This is a genomic window from Kribbella deserti (assembly GCF_042434725.1).
GTDB classification, from domain to species: domain Bacteria; phylum Actinomycetota; class Actinomycetes; order Propionibacteriales; family Kribbellaceae; genus Kribbella; species Kribbella deserti.
Map to the genome: position 1 here is coordinate 47,937 of NZ_JBHLTC010000035.1, position 22,475 is coordinate 70,411.

The following is a 22,475-nucleotide window of genomic DNA, read 5'->3' on the forward strand; positions in this document are numbered from 1 at the left end:
GGTCAGACCACTTTCTGGAGCTTCTGCATCGTCTGGATCTCCTTCGCCTGAGTGATGCTGATCTCCTGGGCGAGTTCGCCGATGCGCAGGTCGCTGCCCTTTTCGATCACCACACCGCTCATGGTCACCGCGCCTTGGTGGTGGCGGATCATCAGCTGCAGGAACATCTTGTCGAACGCGGCCCCGGTGGACTTCTCCAACGCCGCCAGCTGCGCCGGACTCGCCATCCCGGCCATGCCGCTGTGATCGGTGTGATGGGCGTGCTCGAGGTTCGGCGGTTGCTGGCCGCGATCTGTCAGCATCACCCGCATCGCGTCGATCTCGGGCTTCTGGCCGACCCGGATCCGCTCGGCCAGCGACTTCACCGAGGCGTTCGCCGCGCGGGTTTTCGCCCACTCGGTCATCTGCACCGCCTGCTGGTGGTGCAGCATCATGTCCTGCAGGAACTTCACGTCCTCGGGATCAACGGTCTCCGGGTTCGTCGGCACCGCCGTGACGGTCTGGTTCGCACCACCGGGCGTGCCCGGCACGATGATCGGCGCGGACGGCGAGACCGTCACCGGTCCACTGGGTGAGACGGTCGCGTCCGCCGTTTTGTCCCCGTCGCCGGAACAACCAGTCAGCGCGACGGCGACCGCCAGGGCCACAACGCTAGGGAAAACCTTCACAACCGTCTCACTCCTTGTCGTCAAATGACTACCGAAACCCTAACCGGCGGACATACGCTGCTCCCAGCCAATTCCATCGGAGGTACCTGGCCATGCGTATGCGCCGCCACCGCACGCTAGTCCGTTCAGTCCTGACGACGGCTCTCGTCGCGTCTCTCACGACCGCCGCCGTCGGCACCTCGGCCGCCGATCCGGCTCCGGAGACCGGTGCCGCCAAGAGCGACAACATCACCCACCTTGCCAGCGTGCCGATGGTCGGCCCGCTGGCCGGTAGTGCGAACACCGATATCGCGTTCGCCGGCAAGAAGGCCTATGTCGGCAACTACAACGGCTTCCAGATCTACGACATCGCCGACCCGGCCAAGCCGACTCTGATCAGCCAGGTGCACTGCCCGGGCAGCCAGAACGACGTCAGCGTGTACGCCGGTCTGCTGTTCCTGTCGACCGACTCCTCGCGCAGCGACAGCTCCTGCCAGAGCGTTTCGCAGTCGCCGACGATCAAGGAGTCCTGGGAAGGCATCAAGATCTTCGACGTGAAGGACCCGGCGAACCCGAAGTACCTCGCCGCCGTCGAGACGAAGTGTGGTTCACACACGCACACGCTGATCCCGGACAAGCGCGGCAAGTCGGTCTACATCTACAACTCGTCGTACTTCCCGGACACGAAGTTCCCCGACTGCCAGCCGCCGAACGACCGGATCGACATCCTCAAGGTCCCGTTGAACGATCCCACCAAGGCCGCCGTGGTGGCCTCGCCGATCCTCTTCCCGGACGGCGGCTTCCCGGGCAGCGAGACCGGTACGGCGACCAGCGGCTGCCACGACATCACCGCCTTCCCGGCGAAGAACATCGCGGCCGCGGCCTGCATGGGTGACGGCGTACTGCTGGACATCTCCAAGCCCGAGGCGCCGAAGATCCTGCACAAGGTCCAGGACGCCGAGAACTTCGCCTTCTGGCACGGCGCCACCTTCAACGGTGACGGCACCAAGGTGATGTTCCAGGACGAGCTCGGTGGTGGCGGCGGCGCGATGTGCAACGCGGAGGTCGGCCCGAACAAGGGCGCCACCGCGATCTTCGACATCAAGAAGCGCAAGCTCGTCTTCCAGAGCTACTACAAGATCTCCCGGCACCAGGCGGAGAACGAGAACTGCGTGTCCCACAACGGCTCGCTGATTCCGGTGCCCGGTCGCGACATCGTCGTACAAGCCTGGTACCAGGGTGGTTTCTCGGTCTGGGACTTCACCGACTCCAAGAACCCGAAGGAGATCGGCTACTTCGACCGCCCGCCGCGTAACCCGGCCGGCTTCGGCGGCTACTGGTCCGTCTACTACTACAACGGCTTCATCTACGGCACGGAGTCGGTCAAGGCCTTCGACACGTTCAAGATCAAGGACCGACGTACCGACCCGGCCGCCCGGGTCAAGCTGAAGGAACTCAACGTCCAGACCCAGCCGCCCTTCTGGGGCTGAAGTTCTACCGTGCGTTGAGGTTTTGTTGCACTGAGGTTTGATGCGTTGAGGTGGCTGCCCCGGACCTGTTTGGTTCGGGGCAGTTGCCGTTTCGCTGGCGTGGCCCGGGGGTACCCCGCGCGGATGAACGGTGCGCATGTGGTCGTGACAGGTGGAGCGGGCTTTGTCGGCAGTCATCTTTGCGAGCGCCTGCTGCGGGACGGCCATCGCGTCACCTGCCTGGACAACTTCGTCACCGGAACTCCGGAGAACGTCGCGCATCTGATGTACCGGCCTGAGTTCACCATGCTGCGCTGCGACATCACCGACTTCCTGCACGTCCCGGGCGAGGTGGACCTCGTACTGCATTTCGCCAGCCCGGCCTCGCCGATCGACTACCTGCGCCTACCGATCGAAACCCTCAAGGTGGGCGCCATCGGCACCTGGCACGCCCTAGGCCTCGCGAAGGACAAACACGCGCGCTTCCTGCTCGCCAGCACCTCCGAGGTGTACGGCGATCCGCAGGTACATCCGCAGCCCGAGGACTACTGGGGCCACGTGAACCCGATCGGCCCGCGTGGCGTCTACGACGAGGCCAAGCGGTACGCCGAAGCCCTCACAACGGCCTACCGCAACAGCGAAGGCGTCAACACCGCGATCGTGCGCATCTTCAACACCTACGGCCCGCGCATGCGCCCCGACGACGGCCGGGCCATTCCGACGTTCATCCGGCAAGGGTTGTCCGGCGCTCCACTGACGGTCGCGGGCGACGGCCGGCAAACCCGGTCGGTGTGCCACGTCGACGACACCGTGGACGGAATCCTCCGCCTGGCCTTCAGCAACCACCCGGGTCCGATCAACATCGGCAATCCCGACGAGCGCTCGGTACTCCAGCTCGCCCAGGACATCATCGCCGCCACCGGCGATCGCTCAACCATCGAGTTCATCGACCGCCCGGTGGACGACCCCGGCGTCCGCCGCCCCGACACCACCCTCGCCGGCGAACTCCTAGGCTGGAAACCCGAAGTCGACTGGCACGAAGGCCTGACCACCACCGTCACCTGGTTCCGCCAAGCCCCCGGTATCCCACTCATCGGACGCTTGTGACCAGGCGTGTCGCGCTTCATCGGACGCTTGTGACCGTTTGCGCCGCCGCATCACGGCCTATGGGGGCATCGCTGGTTACTCCGATCGTGGCTGGACGCCGCCTCGACTCGCCTCACCGACATCGCGATGTCCGTAGTTGTCCAGCGCGTTCTTTAGGAGTCTGCTGGACGTTTCGCGGGCTGAAAAACGTCCAGCAAACTCCTAAAGATGCCCCGCCGGCGCGGGAGGCACCGCGCGGTGGGCATGCGGGGTTGGGAAGGGGCTAGGCGGTTAGGTGGGGGTGGCTGGCGGATAGGACTTCGGTGGGGGTGATGGCTAGCAGGGCGGGGTCGGGGTCGGCGGCGTGGGGGTTGCCGCGGTAGTCCGGTTTTGCCTTGTAGATAACGGTGTGCAGGTCCAGGTCGATCGCTGGACCCCACCAGGTTGGTGGGGTGGGGCCGAAGAGGGTGACGGATCGGGTGCCGTACGCCGTGGCCAGGTGGGCTACGCCGGTGTCGCCGCTGATCAGGAGTTCGGCCGAGTACACGAGGGTGGCGAGGTCGTCCAGGTCGAGGGTGCCGCTGAGGTCTTCGGCGTCGGAGGCCTCGGCGATTTCGCGGCAGAGGTCGTGTTCGGCGCAGGAACCGGTGATGAGGACGCGGAGGTCTCGTTCGCGCAGCGCCCGTACCACGGTGATCCAGCGGTTGGCCGGCCAGCGGCGTGAACCGCTCGCCGCGCCTGGATGTACCAGCACCACCCGCCGCTCATCCCCCGGATCAACCAATACAACCAGACCGTCTGTCGCCGGATGCGCCGAAGCCACCGCGACACCACTCACCGGATCGGCCGACGGCGCCGCGACAGCGAGCACCGGATCGACCGACGGCGCCGGGACAGCGGGCGCCGGGGTGGCCGATGGCGGCCCGGTGCCAGTCGCTGGATCGGCCCGCGCCGCCGGGGGCTTGGTTGAGCCCCTGCTGGGGAGGTGGGAGAGGGCGTGTTGGGCGGGGGTTGTGGGTGGTGGGAGGCGGAGGTCGGCGGGGGTGCAGGGGGCGCCGGCGTCGGTGAGGAGGCGGCACCAGCGGTGGACCTCGTGCTCGTCCTCGCGCCACACGGACGGGCTGTAGTGGCCTGCTTCCGGGCAGTCGAAGGCGATCAGCTCGGTGGGTTTGCCTTCGAGCAGGAGCCGATGGCTTTGCGGACCGCGGCCGTGCAGGTCGACGGCCAGGTGCGGCCCCAGATCCGCGCCCGGCGGGTGATCGTCCAGATCGCGTAGAAGGATGACGTCGTCCACAAGACCTTGGTCGCGTAGCCAGCTGCCGACTGGTTCGGTGCCAGCGAGGATGAGGGGCCGGTCCGGGTGCAGGCGGCGCAGGCCGCGGAGCGCTGGGACCGCGGTGAGGGCATCACCCAGGCCGAGGGCCCGCAGGACGAGCACCGGTTCGTTCACTCGAACTCCTCCACCAGCGCTTGAGCACTCCGCCAGACCTTTTACCGGTGACCGCGATCCCTGGTATCAAACGTGGCTCACCCGCCGCGCGAGTGGTCGCGTCCACACCAAACCGGTACAGACGGGACCACTCGCGGGGAGTGTCAGGGCCAGCTGGGTTCGGTGGAGGGGCAGACCAGGAGTTCACGGACTTCGATGCCCGGCGGTTGGCTCAAGGCGTAGAGCACGGCGTCGGCGATGTTGGCGGGATCGGCCAGGTCGGCGTCCGGGCCGGGTTTGTACTGCTCGGGCCTTCCGTCGAAGAACGCCGTCTGCATACCGCCCGGGATGAGCATCGTGACGCCAACGCGTCCGCCTGTCTCAACCGCGAGCGCCCGGCTGAACCCGACCACGCCGAACTTCGACGCGCAGTACGCCGTCGCGTCGCTAAGCGCCCGCAAACCAAGAGTGGAGGCCACCGTGACGATCCGCCCGCGCGAGCCTTCCAGCCGAGGGATGGCGGCTCGGGCGATGGCGGCCGTACCGATGAGGTTCACCTGGATCACCCGGACCCAGTCGTCCAGCTCGACGTCAGTGAGCTTTCCGCAGGCGTCCACCCCGGCGGCGGTCACCACACCGGTCAGGGAGCCGAGTTGTTGCTCCGCCGCGGCGATCGCGGTCTCGGCCGCCGCTGGATCGGCCAGGTCCACCTCGACCCAGGGAGTTCCGTCGGCGGGCTTTTGCCGGTCCAGCGCGATCGCCGTACCGCCTCGCTTCTGCACGGCCTGTACGACGGCGGCGCCCAGGCCGCTGGAACCTCCGGTCACGGCCACTCGCGTCCAGGCCGCGGCAGAATCCTCAGTCATCGGTAGTCCTTTCCATAGGAGTGGTCGAGTACGGCGGTGGTGGACCGGCCGGGCAGGTACGGGAGCAATACGACGCGTCCACCCCAGCCCGTCACGAGAGGTGTCTCCGGCAGCATCTCGACCGTGTAATCGCCGCCTTTGGCCCAGATGTCCGGCCTAAGCCGATCCAGCGCGGCAGTCGGGGCGTTCTCCTCGAACACCTCAACCGCGTCAACACAGCGCAGACTGCGCAGGAGGCGGCAGCGATCCTCAATCGAGTTCACTGGGCGGGAGTCGCCCTTGAGCCGGCGAACGCTCTCGTCGGAGTTGACCAGCACTACGAGGGCGTCACCAAGCTGCCTAGCCGCCTCCAGGCTGGCGATATGCCCGGCGTGCAGTACGTCGAAGCAGCCGCCAGTAGCCACAACAGTTCCACCACCGGCCCGAACCCGCCGTACGACGTCCACCGCGTCAGCCCCACCGGAGGAAGAACCGCCGGAGGGAGTCGCGCTCGAGGAAGTCCCGGAGGAAGAACCACCGGCAACACCACCAGCGGTCAACCAACTGGCAGTGTCCTCAACAGCCTCCGCAACCGCGTCCCGGGCCGTAGCGCCCGCGCCGAGCCGCGCGGCCGCAGTACCGGCGAACCGATCGCCCGCGCCGCAGCAGTCGCCCTGGTAGCGCACAGGCGTCGGAGTGAACAACGGCGGCCCGCCACCAGCCGCGGTAAACACGCCGTTCCCACCATCGGTAACGGCGACAGCCCACGCCTCCCACCGCGCGCACAGCTCTGTCGCCACCAAGTCGAGCGGGTCCTTCGGGCCGGCTTCGGCGAAGTGCATCGCCTCGGCCCGGTTCGGCGTCGCAAGGGTGACTCCCGGCACAGGGCCAATCCCACGCGGATGCGGGTCCCACACCATCGCCCGTTGCGAGGCCCACCGCCGTAGGACGTTCCGCAGGCCCTCGTGGTCCAAGACGCCACCGGCGTAGTCGGAGACGAGAACCGCGTCCGCCAGTTCCAGTTCGTCCAGGACCGCCTGCTGGTCCCAGTCGGTTAGTACGCCGGGAGCGTCCGCAGGTGGATCCGTGTCCAGCCGCAGCAGGGATTGCCCGGCGCTGCGCACTCGCGTCTTACAGCGAGTGCCCGACGCGGTCAACGCAGGAACCACCGTCACCTTCTCGGTCAGCAGGGCCTCAAGCCGTTTCGCCGGCTCGTCCTCGGCGAAGGCCGTCACCAGGTGTACGTCGATACCGTCGCGGGCCAGCAGCGTGGCGGCTAGTCCGGCGCCACCGGCTCGCTCCGAGACGGTTCCGACCTCGACCACCGGCGCGGGCGCGTCCGGGCAGATCCGCCGTACGTCGCCATTGATATCCCGGTCGAGTAGCACATCCCCGATCACCAGTACGCGAACGGTCACAACGCCACCTCCTGTGGTTCGGGCAACTGCCGTTCGACCTCGGCGCAAAGCGCATGTACGGCGACCAACTGGACCTCCTGCACAGCAGTGGCGGCGGGCGAATCGATCATCAGTACGCGATCCGCCAACTCTGCAAGGGGATTCGGGCCGGGCCCGGTCATCGCCCAGACCTGCAGGCCTTGCCGCGTCGCACGTTCGGCGGCCCGCAGGAGGTTCGGACTACGTCCACTGGTCGACAGCAGCAGCAGTACGTCGCGCGGGCGGCCGTGGGCCTCTACCTGCCTGGCAAAGACCTCCTCCGGCGGGAAGTCGTTCAAGAGCGCTGTGAGGCTTGACGTCTCCGCATGGAGGGCAATCGCCGAGAGCGGGGCTCGGCCGGTTTCGAACCGCCCGACCAGTTCAGCCGTCAGGTGCTGCGCCTCGGCGGCACTACCGCCGTTACCCGCGGCAAGTAGGCGTCCGCCGCCGCTAAGCACTCGCGCGAGTTGTAGCCCCCAAGCCTGCATCTCTTCGCCTTGCGCGCGTAGGGACTGTAGGGCCTGGTGAAGATCCTCAAGGTGCGTGACGAGCGTTCCGAACCGGCTCATTGGCCTTTCCTTCCAACCACCGCTGTAGTGGCTCGGCCAGCCAGCAGACGCGTATAGACGGCCTCGGTGTCCGCAGCCACCTGGTGCCAGGAATAGCGTTCGCGCACGCGCCGAAGCCCTGAGGCGCCCATGGCCTCCCGACGAGCCGGTGACGCCAACAACTCACGCAAGGCCTCGGCCAACCGTTCCGGGTCCTGAGGTGGCACTAGGAGTCCCGTGACGCCGTCCTCGACCGTGTCGAGCAGACCGCCCACTGCGGCGCCTACCACCGGTCGGCCGCAGGCCATCGTTTCCAGCGGCACAATGCCGAACGGCTCGTACCAAGGCGTACAGACAACTACGTCGGCCGAACGGATCAACCGCGGTACGACGTCGCGCCCGACTGGCCCGATCAGCCGGACCCGGTCCGCCACCCCGAGGCGGCCGGCCTCCGCACGCAAGCGCCGTACCTCTGGGTCGTTCTCGAAGTCGTCACCGGCGGGTCCACCGGCTATCACCAGTTCAGCGTCCGGGAGATCCTGCAGGGCCTTGATGATCGTGCTGACGCCTTTACGTTCCACTAGACGTCCCACCGACAGGATCCGGCCGGTACGGCGGGACCACCACCGGTCGTCCTGCGGGCCAACGCCAAACAGAGAAAGGTCCACCCCGCAAGGCACGACGTGCATGGAGGAAGGCGGCGCACCGAGCTCAAGCAGCTCGCGGACCTCATCGGTCGCAGTGGCGATGACCGCGTCTGACATCGCAGCAAGTCGCTCTTCGATCCCCAGGCGTTCCGGCGGGCTGGTGTCCTGCGAGCCCTGATGGCGGCGCTTAACCACACCAAGCGCGTGGAACGTCTGAGCCATCGGGATCGGCACGGCCCGCAATGCCTCCTGGCAAGCGACTCCCGACATCCAGAAGTGCGCGTGCACCAGATCGGGCGGGTCCTCGCGCCACCGGCCGGCCATCCACCGCCCGAAGGCAGGCATGTACGGCAGCAACTCATCCTTCGGCACCGTGCGAGCGGGCCCGGCCGGGACCTGGATGACGTCCACCCCGGCACCGAGCGGCACGACCTCGGTCGACACCTCGTCATCGCGGCGGGTGTACACCTCGACCGAGTGACCGCGTTCGGCCAACGCCAAGGCCAGCGCGGCTACGTGCACGTTCTGGCCGCCCGCATCGGCACCCCCGAGAACGGCCAGCGGGCTGGCGTGTTCGGAGACCATCGCGATCCTCATCGGCTTACCTCCTTGAGCAGGCGGTTCCAGTCGTCCAGGAACCGGCCGAGTCCGAAGTACTTCAGGGCGTGCAACCGGGCGGCCTCACCACAGGCGCGCGCCTCGTCGCGATCGGCCAGCCAGCGCCTCGCGGTGGCGGCCAGTTCGTCGACGTCGGAGCTGACCAGTCCGGCGGTCGCGGGTACCGCCTCAGGCGCGGCCGTCGCGGCCAGCACCAGCACGGGCATGCCGAGCGTCATCGCCTCGATCAGCGATAACCCGAGGCTGGTCCAGCGATACGGATGCAAATAGGCCAGGTGAATCGGCAAGAGCGAGTGCAGCTCGTCCTGAGACACATCCCGTACACCGGCCAGGCCGACCGGCACCCGCTCCTTCAACTGATCGGTGCCCATGCCGTAGAAGGCCACCGGCACCTCCCGGGCGATCCGGATGGCCAGGTCCGTGCCCGCCACCCGGGACCGCCGGACCGGCTCGTTCACCGACACCGCAAGCGATTCCAGCTCGCCGGTATAGCGATAGCCGTAGTCGGGCACACCGTGATCGATCACGACGGCCGGGGCCGACCCGTTGTCCCACATGGCCTGGTTGAACCGGGTCACATGGGCGAGCGGGATGTCGGCGCGATCCGCCAGCACGTGCCGCCAATCGTTCACGTCACCGCGCGGAGTGTTGTGCTCGACGTAGATCGCGGGCGTTCCCCCGGCACCGAGATTCCGGCCGGTCCAGCGCTGGAACAACTCCAGCTCGATCGGCCGTTGCAGCACCACCAGGTCGATCTCGGCCGAGCGCAGTTGCTCCGGCGTCAGCTCCACCACGTTCGGCGGCCAGTCGAAGGTTCGGGCCCGGCCGGCCCCGTCCGGACCGCGATCGGGAAGTACCGGCACCAGGTAGTCGTGCCCGCCCTGCACGAACGACGTCATCCACGAGCCGTGCACGTGCCACGCCAGGATCCTCATCCCGCCACCTCCTCGATCAATTTGCGCACGGCCACCACGACCTCGTCCGGCGTGATGTCCGACAGACAGGGATGTCCCGGCTCGGGACAGATCCGCGCCCGGGTCCCCCGGCAGGCGGCCTGCTGATCGCCGAGCACGATCGTCGGCACACCCCAGGGCGCCCAGCTCCCGGCCGGCACGACCGGGGCGAACAGCGACACCACCGGCGTACCGACGGCGGCGGCGAGATGAGCCGGACCGGTGTTCCCAACCACCACGCACGCGGCTTCGCGCAATACCTTCGCCAGTTGGCGGAACGTCGTCCGGCCGCCAAGGTCGACCCCGTCATCGCCCGCGACGTACGCCGTCAACTCGCGCTCCCGCGCCGACCCGGTCACCAGCACCCGCCAACCCACGGCGGCCAACGCCGAGACGTAGGCGCGCGCCCGATCCGGCTGAGGTGCCCGCGCCGAGACCGAGGCGCCCGGGTGGACCACCACGAAAGGGGCCTCGGGCAATGACATGGCCGGCAACGTACGGCGTACCGCCAGCTGGCCGTTGTCGTGTGATGGCAGGTGGAACCCCGCGGCGGCGGCCAGCGAGAGCGAGCGCCGCACCTCGTGGCCGACCTCGGGCCGATGCCGCAGATCGAGCAACGAACCCGGGTAGTCCGCACTGGCGGCGGCGATATAACGAATCCCGGCCAGTCGCAATATAAGGGCCATCGGCAACGAACTCTGGTGGAACGAGGTTAGGATCAACGCCCGGCCGATGCATTCCAGCTTGAGGGCCTCGATCAGCGCGGTGGTCAGTACCGGATCGACCGCCGGTGGTTCGAAACCGCTCCACGGGCAAGGCCAAACCACGACGTCGTGCACACCCGGCAACAGCCACGCGGCCTGTTCGCCCGAGGGCGAGACCAGCATGATCACGCGCGCCGAGGCCGCCACCGCGCGCACGGCCGGACCCGCCAGCAGGACGTCGCCGTCGTTGTCGGGACGGCAGATCAGCACGGTTTCCATCAGCGCCGCTCCAGGACGAGGTCAACCGCCTCCGCGAGGTTCTGCCGAACAACGGGCGCCGCGTCGATCTCGTCCCGTTTGGTCACGCCGGTCGGTACCAGCACCGAGCGGGCACCAGCCGCCTCGGCGGCCTGCACGTCGGTCCCGATGTCCCCGATCACGACAACCTCCTGCGGCCGTACGCCGAGATCCTCCGCAGCCGCGAGCACCATCCCGGCGGCGGGTTTGCGGCACGCGCAACCGTCGTCGGCGGTGTGCGGGCAGATCTGCCACGTCTCGAACGGGCCCAACTCGGCATCGATGCGCTGGTTCACCGCCGCGACCTGTTCGGCCGTGAGCAGGCCGCGGCCGACACCCGACTGGTTCGTCACCACCCCGACCTTGATCCCGGCCTTGCGCAGGCGGCGGATCGCGTCCGAGGCGCCGGGCATCGGCGCGACCTTGGCCGGATCCCCGTTGTAGGGCACGTCCTGTACGAGCGTGCCGTCGCGGTCGAAGAGCACGGCCCGTACCGGACCCGGCCAAGCCGTCGCACCACGGTGACGCCACCAGCCGCGCAGCCGGTGCCAGCTCGCGACGGGCGGAATCACCACTGAGGTGACGCTCATCCGCGAGATCTCGTCCCGGGTCCGCGGGCCGGGCGCGATCCGCCGCCGCGCGAAGTCCACGGTCAGCGCGAACCAGGCACCCGCGGCCCCAACGGCGAGCCGGCGACGCCCCGCTACCGCGCCACCGGCCGCCGTGCAGCCCGCCAGCACGGTCAGCAGGTGCCAGCGGAACCGGCCGGGAGGGCATTCCGCGAGACCCCGCCAGTTCCGTCCGTGCACCGCTTTCATCAACGCGTCGTCGGCGTTGCCGCGCTGCACCCGGACGCTGACCCAGTACCCCTCGGCGCGCGCGGGATGCAGGACGTGCCGCTTCCCCTGACGCAAGTCGCCGCCCTGCCTGCGGATCCGCAAGGCCAGTTCGGCGTCCTCGCGGTAGGCGCGCGGGAATCGCTCGTCGAAGCCATCGGCCCGGCGCAGTGCGTCGCGGCGATACGCCATGTCGGCCGTGGCCCAGCGAGCGTTCTCCAGCCCCGCCGTACTGCGCTCCCAGTCGGTCGGCGCCCGCCCTTCGTCCAGCGGTACGACGATCCGGCCCTGCACGCCGGCCACCGAATCGGGTACGCGCAGGTCATCGGCCAGGTCGCGCGACCAGTCCGGCGACAAACGAATGTCGTCGTCCAGGAACACCACCCAGTCGGCCGAGGAAGAGGTCGCCCGCCAACCGCGATTCCGTGCCGCGGCCGGTCCTCGACCGCCACCACGCAACACCCGGATCTCGCTGCCGAGGTCCAACGGCTCACCTCCCCGCCGATCGTCCACGACGACGATCTCGTCCGGCTGGTTCGGCTGTGTGGCGAGATCGGCCAGCAACTCGGTAAGCGTTGCGCGGCCGACCGTAGGAATGACGACCGCGTAGCTCATCGGAACGCACCCGCCCGCCGGACCACGTGCGGCCCGAGTACGAGCAGGTCCACCGGCGCGGAACCGAACAACTCCAGAGCTTCCGCCGGGGTGTCGACCATCGGACGGCCCGCCGTGTTGAGGCTGGTATTCACCAGCACCGGCAGTCCCGTACGTCGCTCGAAGGCCCGGAGCAGATCCGCCAGCACCGGCTCGTCCGCCTGGTCGACGGTCTGGATCCGCGCCGTACCGTCGACATGGACGACGGCCGGAATCCGGTCGCGCCAAGCGGGGGCCACGTCGTGCACGAACAACATGTACGGACTGGGCAGCGGGCCATCGAAGATGTCCGCCGCGCGCTCGGCCAGGACCAGCGGCGCAACCGGGCGGAACTGCTCGCGGCCCTTGATGTCGTTGAGCCGCTCAAGGTTCTCCCGGCGGCCAGGATGTGCCAGCAGCGAGCGATGTCCCAGCGCGCGCGGTCCGTACTCCGCACGCCCCTGGTACCAAGCCACGATCGCATCGCCCGCCAGCGCTTCACCGACCACCTCGGCCAGATCGGCCGGGGTCTCGAACGGCAAGGCCGCCTGGCGTAGGCGCGCCGCCAACTCGTCATCGCTCCAGCCGCGGCCAAGGGCTGCCGTCGTCATGGGTTCGGGTCGTTCGTTCCGCTCGGTGCCGCTGAGATGCAGGGCCGCGCCTAGGGAGGTTCCGGCGTCACCCGCGGCGGGCTGGACCCAGATGTGGTCGAACGGACCGCGCCGGGCCAGTACGGAGTTCGCGACACAGTTGAGCGCCGTACCGCCTGCCATCGTGAGGGCCTTCGCGCCGGTGCGGTCGTACAACCAGGTCGCGAGTTCGAGCAGGACCTCTTCGAGGCGTTGCTGCACGGTGCAGGCCAGGTCGGCGTGCGCCTCGGTCAGCTCACCTTCGCTCGCGCCGTTCAATCGCGGAGCGTATCCGGCCCAATCGACCTTCTCCGTCACGAATCCGCCCTCGGGCGTGGTTCGCAACAGGTGCCGGAAGTCGTCGAGATGCCGCGGCTTGCCGTACGACGCGAGGGCCATCACCTTGTACTCGTCGCTCGACCGGAGGAAGCCGAGATGCTCGGTCAGATCCTCGTAGAGCAGCCCGAGCGAATGCGGCAGATCCTGCGCCGCGAGGATTTCCAGCCGCGGTCCGTCGTACACGCCGCCGAGGTGCGAGGCCCGTTCGCCGCGGCCGTCCAGCACCAGGCAGGCGCTGCGCTCGTACGGCGCGGCGAGACCTGCCGAAGCCGCGTGCGCGACGTGGTGCGGCACGAACTTGACCTTGGCCGGGTCGAGGCCGGGCATACTCGCGGCCAGGAATCCCGGTGCGCGACGGGCGTAGTCCACCCGCACCTGATCGCCCGGATCGCAGACGCCGAGCTCCGACAGGTCGACGCATAAGGACGGGTCGAAGGAGTAGCCGACGACGTCGATGTCCTCAGGTTTCAGGCCGGCCTCGCGCAGGCACCAAGCAATCGCTTGATCGGGCAATTCCCAAGCAGACCAGGGAACTGGGCGTTTGCCGTGCTTGCGCCGGCTGAATCGTTCCTCCTCGGCCGCCGCCACGATCCGGCCGTCGACGACCAGCGCGGCCGACGGATCATGGAAGATCGCATTCACTCCTAGCACCCGCATGACCGCACCTCCTCACAGCGACCCACCGGCCTCCCGGCGGGAACGGGCGCTCTGGTACCCCGGCGAGAGGCGCATACACGTGGAGTAGCGCTTCTTCCGGATCGGCCGTCCGGTGAGCGGTCAGCCGGCAAAGTGGAATCGTTGCCAGGCCGGTCTTGCTCTTCCCCCACAACCGCCACTTAGGGTGCTGAGATGGCGTTGAAGAGCCGGCGCGTCGGCCCGGAGGTTTACGCGATCGACGACTGCTGTGTGGTCTATCTGCTGGTCGATCCCGGCAACAGAACGGCCGTCGCGGTGGACGCCGGATCGGGCCGCTGGCTGGCGCAACTGGCCGATTTCGGCGTGGATCGAGTTACCGACGTGATCGTCACGCACCATCATCGCGACCAGACCGAGGGACTGCCGCTACTCGCCGCACACGGCGCCCGCATCTGGGTACCGCCGGTGGAGCAGGATCTGATCGCCGATGTCGGCACCCACTGGCAGCGACGCTCCGTCGTCAACAACTACGACCTCAGAGCCGATCGGTACTCCTTGCTCGAGCCGGTCCCCATCGACGGCACGATGCCCGAATACCGAACGCGTCGCGTCGGCCAGCTCGACATCACCACCCTGCCGACACCTGGTCACACCGCCGGCAGTGTCAGTTATCTGGTTTCCCTCGGCGGGCGTCGGCTCGCTTTCACCGGGGATCTCATCCACAGCCCGGGCAAGGTCTGGTCCGCGAGCGCGCTGCAATGGAGCTACGTCGGCCTCGAAGGCGCGGCGCTCACGATGGCCTCGCTGGAGTTGCTGCGCCGCGAAGGGCCCGACGTTCTGCTGCCGAGTCACGGCGACCCGATGGAAGACCCGGAAGACGCCGTCGCCCGTACGACGGACCGGCTGGCCGACCTGATCCAGGTGCGGCTCGGTTACCCCACCGACATCCTGCATCGGCTGGACCACCCGTTTGTCGAGCTGAGCTCGCACCTGCTGATGAACGCGACCAGCGAGTCCCGGTCGTACGTGTTGCTGAGCGATTCCGGTAGCGCCCTGATGATCGACTACGGGTACGACCTGAGCACCGGCATTCCGGTCGGCGGTCAGCGGTTCGCCGTCCGGCCCTGGCTGCCGAGTGTGGACGTGTTGCGCCGCGACTACGGGATCGACCGGGTCGAGGTCGCCGTACCGACGCACTACCACGATGACCACATCGCGGCGTTCAACCTGCTGCGCGACGTGCACGGCACCGAGGTGTGGGCCGCCACGCCCGTGGCCGATGTGCTGGAGAATCCGCGCGACTACGACCTGCCCTGCCTTTGGTACGACGCGGTCCGCTGCGACCGGCGGATCGACGACGGCACCACCTTCGGCTGGCGCGAGTACGAGCTGTCCATGCACGCGCTGCCCGGGCACACCCGGTATGCCTCGGCCATCGCGTTCGAGGCGGACGGCCGGCGGGTGGTCGCGACCGGTGACCAGCAGACCGGGACGTGGGTGCCGGGCGCGCAACCCGAGATCCCGAACTTCCAGTACGCCAACGGCTTCTCGGCGAACGACTACATCGCGTCGGCCCAGTTGTACCAGCGGCTCCAGCCGGACCTGATGATCACGGGCCACTGGCAGCCGGTGCTGGTGACACCGGAATATCTGGACGAGCTGGTACTCCTCGGCCGGGAGGTCGCCGAGGTACACCGGGATCTCCTGCCGCCGGAGGACGCGGTGTTCGCCGACGGATTCGACGCCCGCCTTACGCCGTACCGGATCGATGCCCGCGACGGCGAGCCGTTCCAGGTGCGGGTGGACGCGTCCGTTCCGGCCGGTTCGAAGGCCGAGTTCGCCCTGGTGGTTCCGGACGGCTGGCGCTGGCAGGCCGAAGGCGACGTGTTCACCGTGACGCCGTCGGTGGATCGCCCGGTACGACGGGCCCGGATCGCGGCCACGGTGATGCTCGACGGCCGGTATCTCGGTCAGCACTGCGAGGCCCTGGTCGACGTCTCTCTTTAACCCCAAGGAGAATCCATGCGGAACTACACCGTGCACGTGCATGCCGAAAAGGCGTACGCGGCCGTTCACGGACCCGACGGACGGCCGTGGTTCAGCCTCCGGTTGTACGGCTCGCTCGACACTTTGGCCGGGCCGGACGAGACCTTCGGCGACATCGAGGTGACCGAAACCTCGCCCGGCACGTACGTCGCCACCTGCCGGAGCACGGTCTGGGAGACCCGGACCACGACCACCCGGTTCCTGGCCGACCGGATCGAGTCGACCACCACCGTGACCGGGCAGGGCCGGCTCACCGAGGTCCACCTGCTCGGTGGGCGACGTACGCCGCGCGGGTTCCTGCCCAGCGGGTCCAGCCTGCGGCGGGCGTACTCGCCGAATCCGGATCACCCGACGCGCGTGATCCGGGACGCCCTCGAACCGGCGACGATCAGCCCCTGCGGCGAAGGCAGCGAACCCGGCATCGAGCGCTGGCTGTTCAGCCCGGCACCTTGGTGTTTCGCGGTCACGCCGGACGCGGCGGACGAACCGTCGCCGCACTGGTTCGGGCTGAGCGTGATAGCGCCGATCGAGCAGCAGACGTTCACCAATTACGTGTACGCCCCGGTGACGGGTGGTTTCAGCCTGCGGCTCGACTACGAAGGCCAGACTGCGGTGGAAGGCCAGTTCACCACGCCACCGCTGGTGATCCACCTGGACGGGCGGGACCCGGAGCACGTGCTGGCCCGGCATCGCGCCTTGCACGATTCGTACGGCGCCACCCCGGTACGTCGTACGGCGCCGGCGCCCGCGTGGTGGCAGGGCACGATCTTCTGCGGATGGGGTGCGCAGTGCGCGCTCGGCGCCCGTACCGGTCAGGACCCGCAGCCGCTGGCGACCCAGCTGAACTACGACCGGTTCCTGGCGGCGTTGCGCGACCAGGGCATCGATCCGCAGACGGTCGTGGTCGACGACAAATGGCAAGCCGAATACGCCACCTGCCGTCCTGATCCGCGCAAATGGCCGGATCTGCGCGGATGGATCGCCGAACGCCATTCGCACGACCAGCGGGTGCTGCTGTGGTGGAAGGCCTGGGACCCCGAAGGCGCGCCGCGCGAAGCCTGCCTGCTCGACGCCGCGGGTGATCCCGTCGCGCTGGACCCGGATTCGCCCGCGTGCGCGCGGCTGATCACCGAGGCGGTCGAGTACATGCTGTCGCCGGACGGTCTCGACGCGGACGGCTTCAAGGTCGACTTCACCGCCCGGACCCCCTCGGGCAGCTCGTTGCAAGGCGCCGGACCACGCTGGGGTACGGCGTTGCTGCACGAGCAACTCCGCCTCGTGTACGCCGCCGCGAAACGGGTGAAACCCGACGCGCTGGTGGTCACGCACACGCCGAACCCGGCCTTCATCGACGTGACCGACATGATCCGGCTGAACGACGTCCTGCGCGCGGTGGACGCGGTCGAACCGGGATACGTCGCGCGGCATATGACGTATCGCGCGGGCGTGGTGAAGGCCGTCTGCCCCGAACTCGGCATCGACACCGACGGCTGGATGATGCCGAGCCACGCGGAATGGCGCTCGTACCTCGACGTACAGCACGGTCTCGGCGTACCGGCGCTGTACTACGTCGACGGCACCGACACCGACCAGTACGACTTCGGCCCGGAGGACTTCGCCGCGATCCAGTCCAGCTGGCAGCGCTTCTCCGCCGCCGGGGCAGCGGCTGGAGCTGGTGCGGCCGGTTCCACGGGGACGGCACGTGCGGCTGGTTCGGGGGGTGAAGCCCGAGTGTCCTGAGTCCGAAGACACTAGACTTCGGCGCATGAGCCGTCGGCAGTCGCCTTCGGGCAGCCCGGCGGCGGCCTCGAAGCGCCCCACCGTGCAGGACGTCGCCCGGGAGGCGGGCGTCTCGCCGTCGACGGTCTCACGCGCGCTGCACACCCGGGGTTATGCCTCCCCGGACGTACGCGAGCGGGTCCAGCAGGCGGCCGAGCGGATCGGCTACGTGCTGAACCACAATGCCCGCAACCTGCGCAGCCGGACCTCCACCTCGATCGGCGTACTGATCTCCGACCTGCGCAACCCGTTCTACGCCGACCTGGCCGCGGGCATCGAGGAAGTGCTGCGCGCCGAAGGTCACCAGATGATGCTGGTGAACGACAACGGCGACCCGGCCGAGGAAATGCGCGCGGCCGAGACCCTGCTGGCCATGCGAGTACCCGGCGTGATCGTCACCCCCGTCACCGCGGCCTGCCCGAGGATGCTGCAGGAGAACGGGGTCCATGTGGTCTGCGCCGACCGGGAGTTCCCGCGCCAGGGCGTGGACGTCGTACTCAGCGACAACAAAGCGGGCGCGCGGGAGCTCACCGAACACCTCATCGCCCTCGGACATACCCGGATCGGCCTGCTGATCGACGAAACCAAGTGGTCTACCGGCGCCGGCCGGCTGGCGGGTTTTCGCGCGGCCCATACCGCGGCCGGGCTGGACCTGGACGAGGGGTTGGTGGCGTTCACGAGCTTCGACGCCGAGGCCGCGCGAGTGACCACCCGTGAACTGCTCCGCGCCCAGGCACCAACGGCCATCGTCTCGGCGAACAACGTGCTGGCCCAGGGCGCGTTGGCCGAACTGAAGGACCGCCGGCTGAAGATCCCGCAACGAATCAGCCTCGCGGCATACGACGACGTACCGTGGATGTCGCTCGTCCAGCCGGCCCTGACAACGATCGACCAGCACACGGTAGAACTCGGCCGCTCCTGCGCCCGCCTCCTCCTCGCCCGAATCCGCGCCGAACTGCCTGCAAAGCGCCGCATCATCCGAGTACCCCCACGCCTGATAGTCCGAGGCTCCACGGGCCCCGCCCCCACGCCATAACCACCCGGTCGGCCTTCCGAAGGCGGTCACCCATCCCGAGGCGCTAGCCATCCCGCGGTGCGCGGAGGTGCTAGCCATCGCGTCCGCCCGGGGCGGCTCACGGCGGCCATTTCACGGGTCGACGTGTGAAATGGGGGGTTGGCTCGTCAAGTCTCAGAAGTCGACGCCCCAATTGGCACGTCGACCCCTGAAACTTGCGGGCGATTGCCGCCGACGACTGGCCGACCGCGTCGAACCAGGGCGGGCGGGCGACCGGCCGGGCCTCCACGGGACCAGACCCGCCGAGGCTTGAGGCCGGAGAACTCGGCGCGGAGCGCACGGGATTAGCCGAGGCAGCGGGCTATCAGGGGGACGGGTGCCGGACGGGATATCCGGCTTGGTGGTTCGTGGCGGGAGTAGGCGACGATTCGTTCGAACTCGCCCGCCTACATCGGCGACCACGGCGGGCCGCCGTACGCAGGGGCGAGCGAATACAGACCAATCGACGCAACGACGTGAGCTCCCGCCGCCGTACGGCTGATGGCCGACGCAACGACGTGAGACCCCTCGCCGTACCGACTCGTGGCCGACGCAACGCCGTGAGACCCCGCCGCCATACCGACTCGGTGGCCGCTGTCCGGGGAGCGGGGAAAGGTTGTCAGGCGGGGTTGGGGGTTGACGGTGAGTGGAGGGCGCACTTAGCGTGCGACGCATTGTGGCAACGATGCCACAATCGGCCCTTGGATCGGCCCTGACCCGGTTAGGAGCTCGTCACATGCAGCATCTCCGCCTGCCCGCAGTACTGGTGACCACCGCGCTCGCCCTCACCGCCTGTGCGGGAGTTGGCGGTGGGGACGACAAGGGTGGCGGAGGTGGGGACACCTCCTCGACGCCCTCCGGAACCCTTGCGGTGATGGGGTTCAGTGGCGAGGACGAGGTGGCCCAGTCGCGGATCGCGGCGTACAAGGCGGCGTACTCCGGGGTCACGGTGAAGAACAACAAGGGTGACTTCGACGCCCAGCAGTTCCTCACGGCGGTCTCGAGCGGGAACCCGCCGGACGTGGCCTACATGGCCCGGGCGCTGATCGGCACGTACGCGGCCAAGGGTGCGATCCAGCCGCTCGACGACTGCATCAAGAACAACGAGATCGACACCAGTCAGTACCGCGAGGCCGCGATGCGCGAGGTCACGCTGAAGGACAAGGTCTACGGCATTCCCGAGTTCTACACGGTCACGGTCAACCTGATCAACGCGAAGGCGCTCAAGTCGGCAGGCGTGCAGACGGCCGATATCCAGACCACCGACTGGGCCAAGCTGGAGCAGACCGCCAAGAAGCTGTACCGCGACAAGGGCGGACGCCCGTCCCGGATCGGGTATGACCCGCGCATGCCGGACTTCTTTCCGCTGTGGGCGATGGCCAACGGCGCCGAGCTGGTGAAGCCCGACGGCACGCCCAACCTCGACGACCCGCTGGCGGTCGAGGCGCTGACCTACACGATCAAGCTGGTTCAGGACCAGGGTGGCTGGTCGAACTTCAAGACGTTCCGCGACACCTTCGACGTGTTCGGTGAGAAGAACCAGTTCACCCAGGACCAGCTCGGCGTGATGCCGATCGAGAACTGGTACGTGAACGTGCTGCGCGATTCGATGAAGAACGGGCTCGAGCTGCAGTCGACGATGTTCACCGACCGCAAGGGGCAGCCGATCAGCACGGTCGGTGGTTCGGCCTGGGTGATTCCGAAGGGTGCGAAGAACTTCGACGCCGCCTGCAAGTGGGCGAAGACGATGACCTCGGTCGAGACCTGGCACAAGGCGGCGGACGCGCGGATGGAGACCGTACGCAAGGACAAGAGCTTCTTCACCGGGCTCTTCACCGGCAACAAGACCGCCGACGAGGAGATCAAGGCGAAGTACCTCAAGCCCGTGGGCAACGCCGGATTCGACCAGGCCATCAACAACTACTACGCCACGCTGGACATCGCGAAGCCGCTCAACCCGTCGTCGGCCGGTTCGGAGATCGACGCCGCCTGGAAGAACGCCGTGGCCAAGGCGCTCGCGGGACAGGCCACCCCGGCCGCGGCGCTGGCGCAGGCGCAGCAGGAGGCGAAGACCGCCTTCGACAAGGCCCAGCAGGGCGGCTGAGGTGGCGCGAGGAAGTGGGCTCGCCCGGGGTGAGAACCGCGCCGCCTGGTTGTTCGTCTCGCCCTGGGTGATCGGCTTCCTGATCTTCACCGCGGGACCGATGATCGCCAGCCTGGTGCTGTCGTTCACCGACTACGAGATGATCCGGGCGCCGCGCGGCGTCGGCGCCGACAACTACCGTCAGCTGATCGAGGACCCGCGGATCGCGAAGTCGCTGATGAACACGTTCATCTACGCGCTGATCTTCATCCCGACCGGAACGGTGGTCGCGCTCGGCCTGGCGATGATGCTGAATCGGGTCGGCCGAGCGGCGGGCTTCTTCCGGACGGCGTTCTACCTGCCGGTGATGACGCCGGCAGTGGCCGCGGCGGCGATGTTCCTGTTGTTGCTGAACGGACAGCGCGGGCTGGTCAACGAGGTGCTGAGCTGGGTCGGGATCCAGGGGCCGAACTGGACCACCGACCCGGCCTGGCTCAAACCGTCGATCGCGATGGTCAGCCTGTGGAGCATGGGCGGCACGATCGTGATCTACCTGGCCGCGCTGAAGAACGTGCCACCGCAGCTGTACGAGGCGGCGTCGATCGACGGCGCCGGGCCGGTGACCCGCTTCCTCAAGATCACCTTGCCGATGATCTCGGGCGCACTGTTCTTCACGATCATCACGAACACCATCGCCGCGCTGCAGATGTTCGACCAGGCCTACACGATGTTCTACGGGCCACAACAGAAAGCCACTGCCTCGGAAGAGTCACTGGTCTACATGGTGTACCTGTTCCAGAACGCCTTCCAGTTCTTCAAGATGGGCTACGCCTCCGCGATGGCCTGGCTGTTGTTCGTGATCATCCTGATCGTCACGGCGATCCAGCTGCGGCTCGGTAATCGCTTCGTGTACTACGAAGGAGGCCGGGACTGATGCAGCAGGTGAAACGATTGCCCTTCTACTTCGGGCTCACGCTGGCCACCTTCGCGTTCTGTTATCCGCTGGTCTGGCTGATCACCGCTTCGTTCAAGCCCAAGTCGCAGGTGTTCGACAATCGGCTGATCCCGGAGGTGTTCCAGCCGCAGAACTATGTCGAGGTCTGGACGGTCGCGCCGGTTCTGCAGTGGCTGCTGAACTCGATCATGGTCGGCCTGATGGCCGCGATCGCCGTCACCTTGTCGAGCGCGCTGGTCGCGTTCGGCTTCGCGTACTTCCGGTTCCCGTTGCGGAACGTGCTTTTCGGGCTGGTGCTCGCGACGATGATGCTGCCCGGCGCGGTGACGATGATTCCGGTCTATCTGATCTGGAACAAGCTCGGTTTCATCGACACCCAGGTCCCGTTGTGGGCGCAGAACCTGTTCGGCTCGGCGTTCTACATCTTCTTGTTGCGGCAGTTCTTCCTCGGCATTCCGCGGGAGTTGTTCGAGGCGGCCCGGGTCGACGGCTGTACGTTCTTCGGCTTGTGGCGGCGGATCGCGTTGCCGTTGTGCCGTCCGGCGCTGGTGATCGTGTTCATCTTCGAGTTGCAGGCGAGTTGGTCGGACCTGATGAAACCGCTGATCTACCTGCAGACGCCGGAGTACTTCACGATGCCGCGCGGCCTGAAACAGATCGTCGACGCGTTCGCGTTGTCCGGTGAGTACCACTGGGAGATCGCGATGGCGGCCAGCGTGATCGCGACCGTGCCGATGATCATTCTGTTCGCGCTCGGGCAGCGGCACATCCTCGACGGGGTCGCGACGAGCGCGCAGAAGGGCTGA

At 67.9% G+C, this 22,475-nt stretch carries 18 protein-coding genes; 8 read left to right on the top strand and 10 right to left on the bottom strand.

Annotated features, from left to right (window positions below; translation table 11 throughout):
• Positions 1–2 precede the first annotated feature (2 nt).
• A complete protein-coding gene (locus ACFFGN_RS25810; protein ID WP_380052392.1) occupies positions 3–668 on the bottom strand; it encodes a DUF305 domain-containing protein in 666 nt (221 codons plus the stop codon).
• 92 nt (positions 669–760) lie between these two features.
• On the opposite strand from ACFFGN_RS25810, the gene ACFFGN_RS25815 reads away from it, so the two are divergent.
• A complete protein-coding gene (locus ACFFGN_RS25815; protein ID WP_380052394.1) occupies positions 761–2,137 on the top strand; it encodes an LVIVD repeat-containing protein in 1,377 nt (458 codons plus the stop codon).
• A gap of 123 nt (positions 2,138–2,260) precedes the next feature.
• Positions 2,261–3,223: a UDP-glucuronic acid decarboxylase family protein gene (locus ACFFGN_RS25820; protein ID WP_380052396.1), complete on the top strand. Its 963-nt coding sequence runs from the start codon at positions 2,261–2,263 to the stop codon at positions 3,221–3,223.
• Positions 3,224–3,485: 262 nt separating this feature from the next.
• Here ACFFGN_RS25820 and ACFFGN_RS25825 read toward each other — a convergent pair whose 3' ends face one another.
• The 9 genes from ACFFGN_RS25825 to ACFFGN_RS25865 all read right to left on the bottom strand — a co-directional run bounded on the left by ACFFGN_RS25825 (position 3,486) and on the right by ACFFGN_RS25865 (position 13,773).
• Positions 3,486–4,652 carry a glycosyltransferase family 9 protein gene (locus ACFFGN_RS25825; protein ID WP_380052398.1) on the bottom strand — a complete coding sequence of 389 codons (1,167 nt, stop codon included), beginning with the start codon at positions 4,650–4,652 and terminating at the stop codon, positions 3,486–3,488.
• 143 nt (positions 4,653–4,795) lie between these two features.
• Positions 4,796–5,497, bottom strand: a complete 702-nt coding sequence (locus ACFFGN_RS25830) for an SDR family oxidoreductase (protein ID WP_380052400.1) — start codon at positions 5,495–5,497, stop codon at positions 4,796–4,798.
• Entirely contained in the window at positions 5,494–6,894 is a 1,401-nt protein-coding gene (locus tag ACFFGN_RS25835) for a PfkB family carbohydrate kinase (RefSeq protein WP_380052402.1), read from the bottom strand. Before ACFFGN_RS25835 ends, ACFFGN_RS25830 begins: the two co-directional genes overlap by 4 nt.
• Positions 6,891–7,481: a D-sedoheptulose-7-phosphate isomerase gene (locus tag ACFFGN_RS25840; protein ID WP_380052404.1), complete on the bottom strand. Its 591-nt coding sequence runs from the start codon at positions 7,479–7,481 to the stop codon at positions 6,891–6,893. The genes ACFFGN_RS25835 and ACFFGN_RS25840 overlap by 4 nt, the downstream gene beginning before the upstream one ends.
• Entirely contained in the window at positions 7,478–8,704 is a 1,227-nt protein-coding gene (locus tag ACFFGN_RS25845; RefSeq protein WP_380052406.1) for a glycosyltransferase, read from the bottom strand. The genes ACFFGN_RS25840 and ACFFGN_RS25845 overlap by 4 nt, the downstream gene beginning before the upstream one ends.
• Entirely contained in the window at positions 8,701–9,660 is a 960-nt protein-coding gene (locus ACFFGN_RS25850; RefSeq protein WP_380052408.1) for a glycosyltransferase, read from the bottom strand. The genes ACFFGN_RS25845 and ACFFGN_RS25850 overlap by 4 nt, the downstream gene beginning before the upstream one ends.
• Entirely contained in the window at positions 9,657–10,661 is a 1,005-nt protein-coding gene (locus tag ACFFGN_RS25855) for a glycosyltransferase family 9 protein (protein WP_380052410.1), read from the bottom strand. Before ACFFGN_RS25855 ends, ACFFGN_RS25850 begins: the two co-directional genes overlap by 4 nt.
• A complete protein-coding gene (locus tag ACFFGN_RS25860; protein ID WP_380052412.1) occupies positions 10,661–12,130 on the bottom strand; it encodes an HAD-IIIA family hydrolase in 1,470 nt (489 codons plus the stop codon). Before ACFFGN_RS25860 ends, ACFFGN_RS25855 begins: the two co-directional genes overlap by 1 nt.
• Entirely contained in the window at positions 12,127–13,773 is a 1,647-nt protein-coding gene (locus ACFFGN_RS25865; RefSeq protein WP_380052414.1) for a carbamoyltransferase family protein, read from the bottom strand. The genes ACFFGN_RS25860 and ACFFGN_RS25865 overlap by 4 nt, the downstream gene beginning before the upstream one ends.
• 192 nt (positions 13,774–13,965) lie before the next feature.
• Here ACFFGN_RS25865 and ACFFGN_RS25870 point away from each other — a divergent pair, with 192 nt between their 5' ends.
• The 6 genes from ACFFGN_RS25870 to ACFFGN_RS25895 all read left to right on the top strand — a co-directional run bounded on the left by ACFFGN_RS25870 (position 13,966) and on the right by ACFFGN_RS25895 (position 22,475).
• Complete coding sequence (locus ACFFGN_RS25870) at positions 13,966–15,759, top strand: MBL fold metallo-hydrolase (protein WP_380052417.1); 1,794 nt, start codon at positions 13,966–13,968, stop codon at positions 15,757–15,759.
• A 15-nt stretch (positions 15,760–15,774) separates the two neighbouring features.
• Positions 15,775–17,538, top strand: coding sequence for an alpha-amylase family protein (locus tag ACFFGN_RS25875; protein WP_380052419.1), 1,764 nt, complete (start codon positions 15,775–15,777; stop codon positions 17,536–17,538).
• 25 nt (positions 17,539–17,563) lie between these two features.
• Positions 17,564–18,613: a LacI family DNA-binding transcriptional regulator gene (locus ACFFGN_RS25880; RefSeq protein ID WP_380052421.1), complete on the top strand. Its 1,050-nt coding sequence runs from the start codon at positions 17,564–17,566 to the stop codon at positions 18,611–18,613.
• A gap of 754 nt (positions 18,614–19,367) precedes the next feature.
• The gene (locus tag ACFFGN_RS25885; protein WP_380052423.1) at positions 19,368–20,735 is read left to right on the top strand and encodes an ABC transporter substrate-binding protein; all 1,368 of its coding nucleotides are present in this window, start codon (positions 19,368–19,370) and stop codon (positions 20,733–20,735) included.
• A 1-nt stretch (position 20,736) separates the two neighbouring features.
• Positions 20,737–21,648 carry a carbohydrate ABC transporter permease gene (locus tag ACFFGN_RS25890; protein ID WP_380052425.1) on the top strand — a complete coding sequence of 304 codons (912 nt, stop codon included), beginning with the start codon at positions 20,737–20,739 and terminating at the stop codon, positions 21,646–21,648.
• On the top strand, positions 21,648–22,475 hold the full coding sequence (locus ACFFGN_RS25895) for a carbohydrate ABC transporter permease (RefSeq protein ID WP_380052427.1): 828 nt from the start codon (positions 21,648–21,650) through the stop codon (positions 22,473–22,475). The genes ACFFGN_RS25890 and ACFFGN_RS25895 overlap by 1 nt, the downstream gene beginning before the upstream one ends.

What these genes read in the sequence shown, in the direction of transcription:
- ACFFGN_RS25840 (WP_380052404.1), bottom strand. Translation starts at nt 7,481, where the DNA reads ATGAGCCGGTTCGGAACGCTCGTCACGCACCTTGAGGATCTTCACCAG.
- ACFFGN_RS25875 (WP_380052419.1), top strand. Translation starts at nt 15,775, where the DNA reads ATGCGGAACTACACCGTGCACGTGCATGCCGAAAAGGCGTACGCGGCC.
- ACFFGN_RS25815 (WP_380052394.1), top strand. Translation starts at nt 761, where the DNA reads ATGCGTATGCGCCGCCACCGCACGCTAGTCCGTTCAGTCCTGACGACG.
- ACFFGN_RS25895 (WP_380052427.1), top strand. Translation starts at nt 21,648, where the DNA reads ATGCAGCAGGTGAAACGATTGCCCTTCTACTTCGGGCTCACGCTGGCC.
- ACFFGN_RS25865 (WP_380052414.1), bottom strand. Translation starts at nt 13,773, where the DNA reads ATGCGGGTGCTAGGAGTGAATGCGATCTTCCATGATCCGTCGGCCGCG.
- ACFFGN_RS25850 (WP_380052408.1), bottom strand. Translation starts at nt 9,660, where the DNA reads ATGAGGATCCTGGCGTGGCACGTGCACGGCTCGTGGATGACGTCGTTC.
- ACFFGN_RS25820 (WP_380052396.1), top strand. Translation starts at nt 2,261, where the DNA reads ATGAACGGTGCGCATGTGGTCGTGACAGGTGGAGCGGGCTTTGTCGGC.
- ACFFGN_RS25855 (WP_380052410.1), bottom strand. Translation starts at nt 10,661, where the DNA reads ATGGAAACCGTGCTGATCTGCCGTCCCGACAACGACGGCGACGTCCTG.
- ACFFGN_RS25860 (WP_380052412.1), bottom strand. Translation starts at nt 12,130, where the DNA reads ATGAGCTACGCGGTCGTCATTCCTACGGTCGGCCGCGCAACGCTTACC.
- ACFFGN_RS25880 (WP_380052421.1), top strand. Translation starts at nt 17,564, where the DNA reads ATGAGCCGTCGGCAGTCGCCTTCGGGCAGCCCGGCGGCGGCCTCGAAG.
- ACFFGN_RS25830 (WP_380052400.1), bottom strand. Translation starts at nt 5,497, where the DNA reads ATGACTGAGGATTCTGCCGCGGCCTGGACGCGAGTGGCCGTGACCGGA.
- ACFFGN_RS25885 (WP_380052423.1), top strand. Translation starts at nt 19,368, where the DNA reads ATGCAGCATCTCCGCCTGCCCGCAGTACTGGTGACCACCGCGCTCGCC.
- ACFFGN_RS25870 (WP_380052417.1), top strand. Translation starts at nt 13,966, where the DNA reads ATGGCGTTGAAGAGCCGGCGCGTCGGCCCGGAGGTTTACGCGATCGAC.
- ACFFGN_RS25845 (WP_380052406.1), bottom strand. Translation starts at nt 8,704, where the DNA reads ATGAGGATCGCGATGGTCTCCGAACACGCCAGCCCGCTGGCCGTTCTC.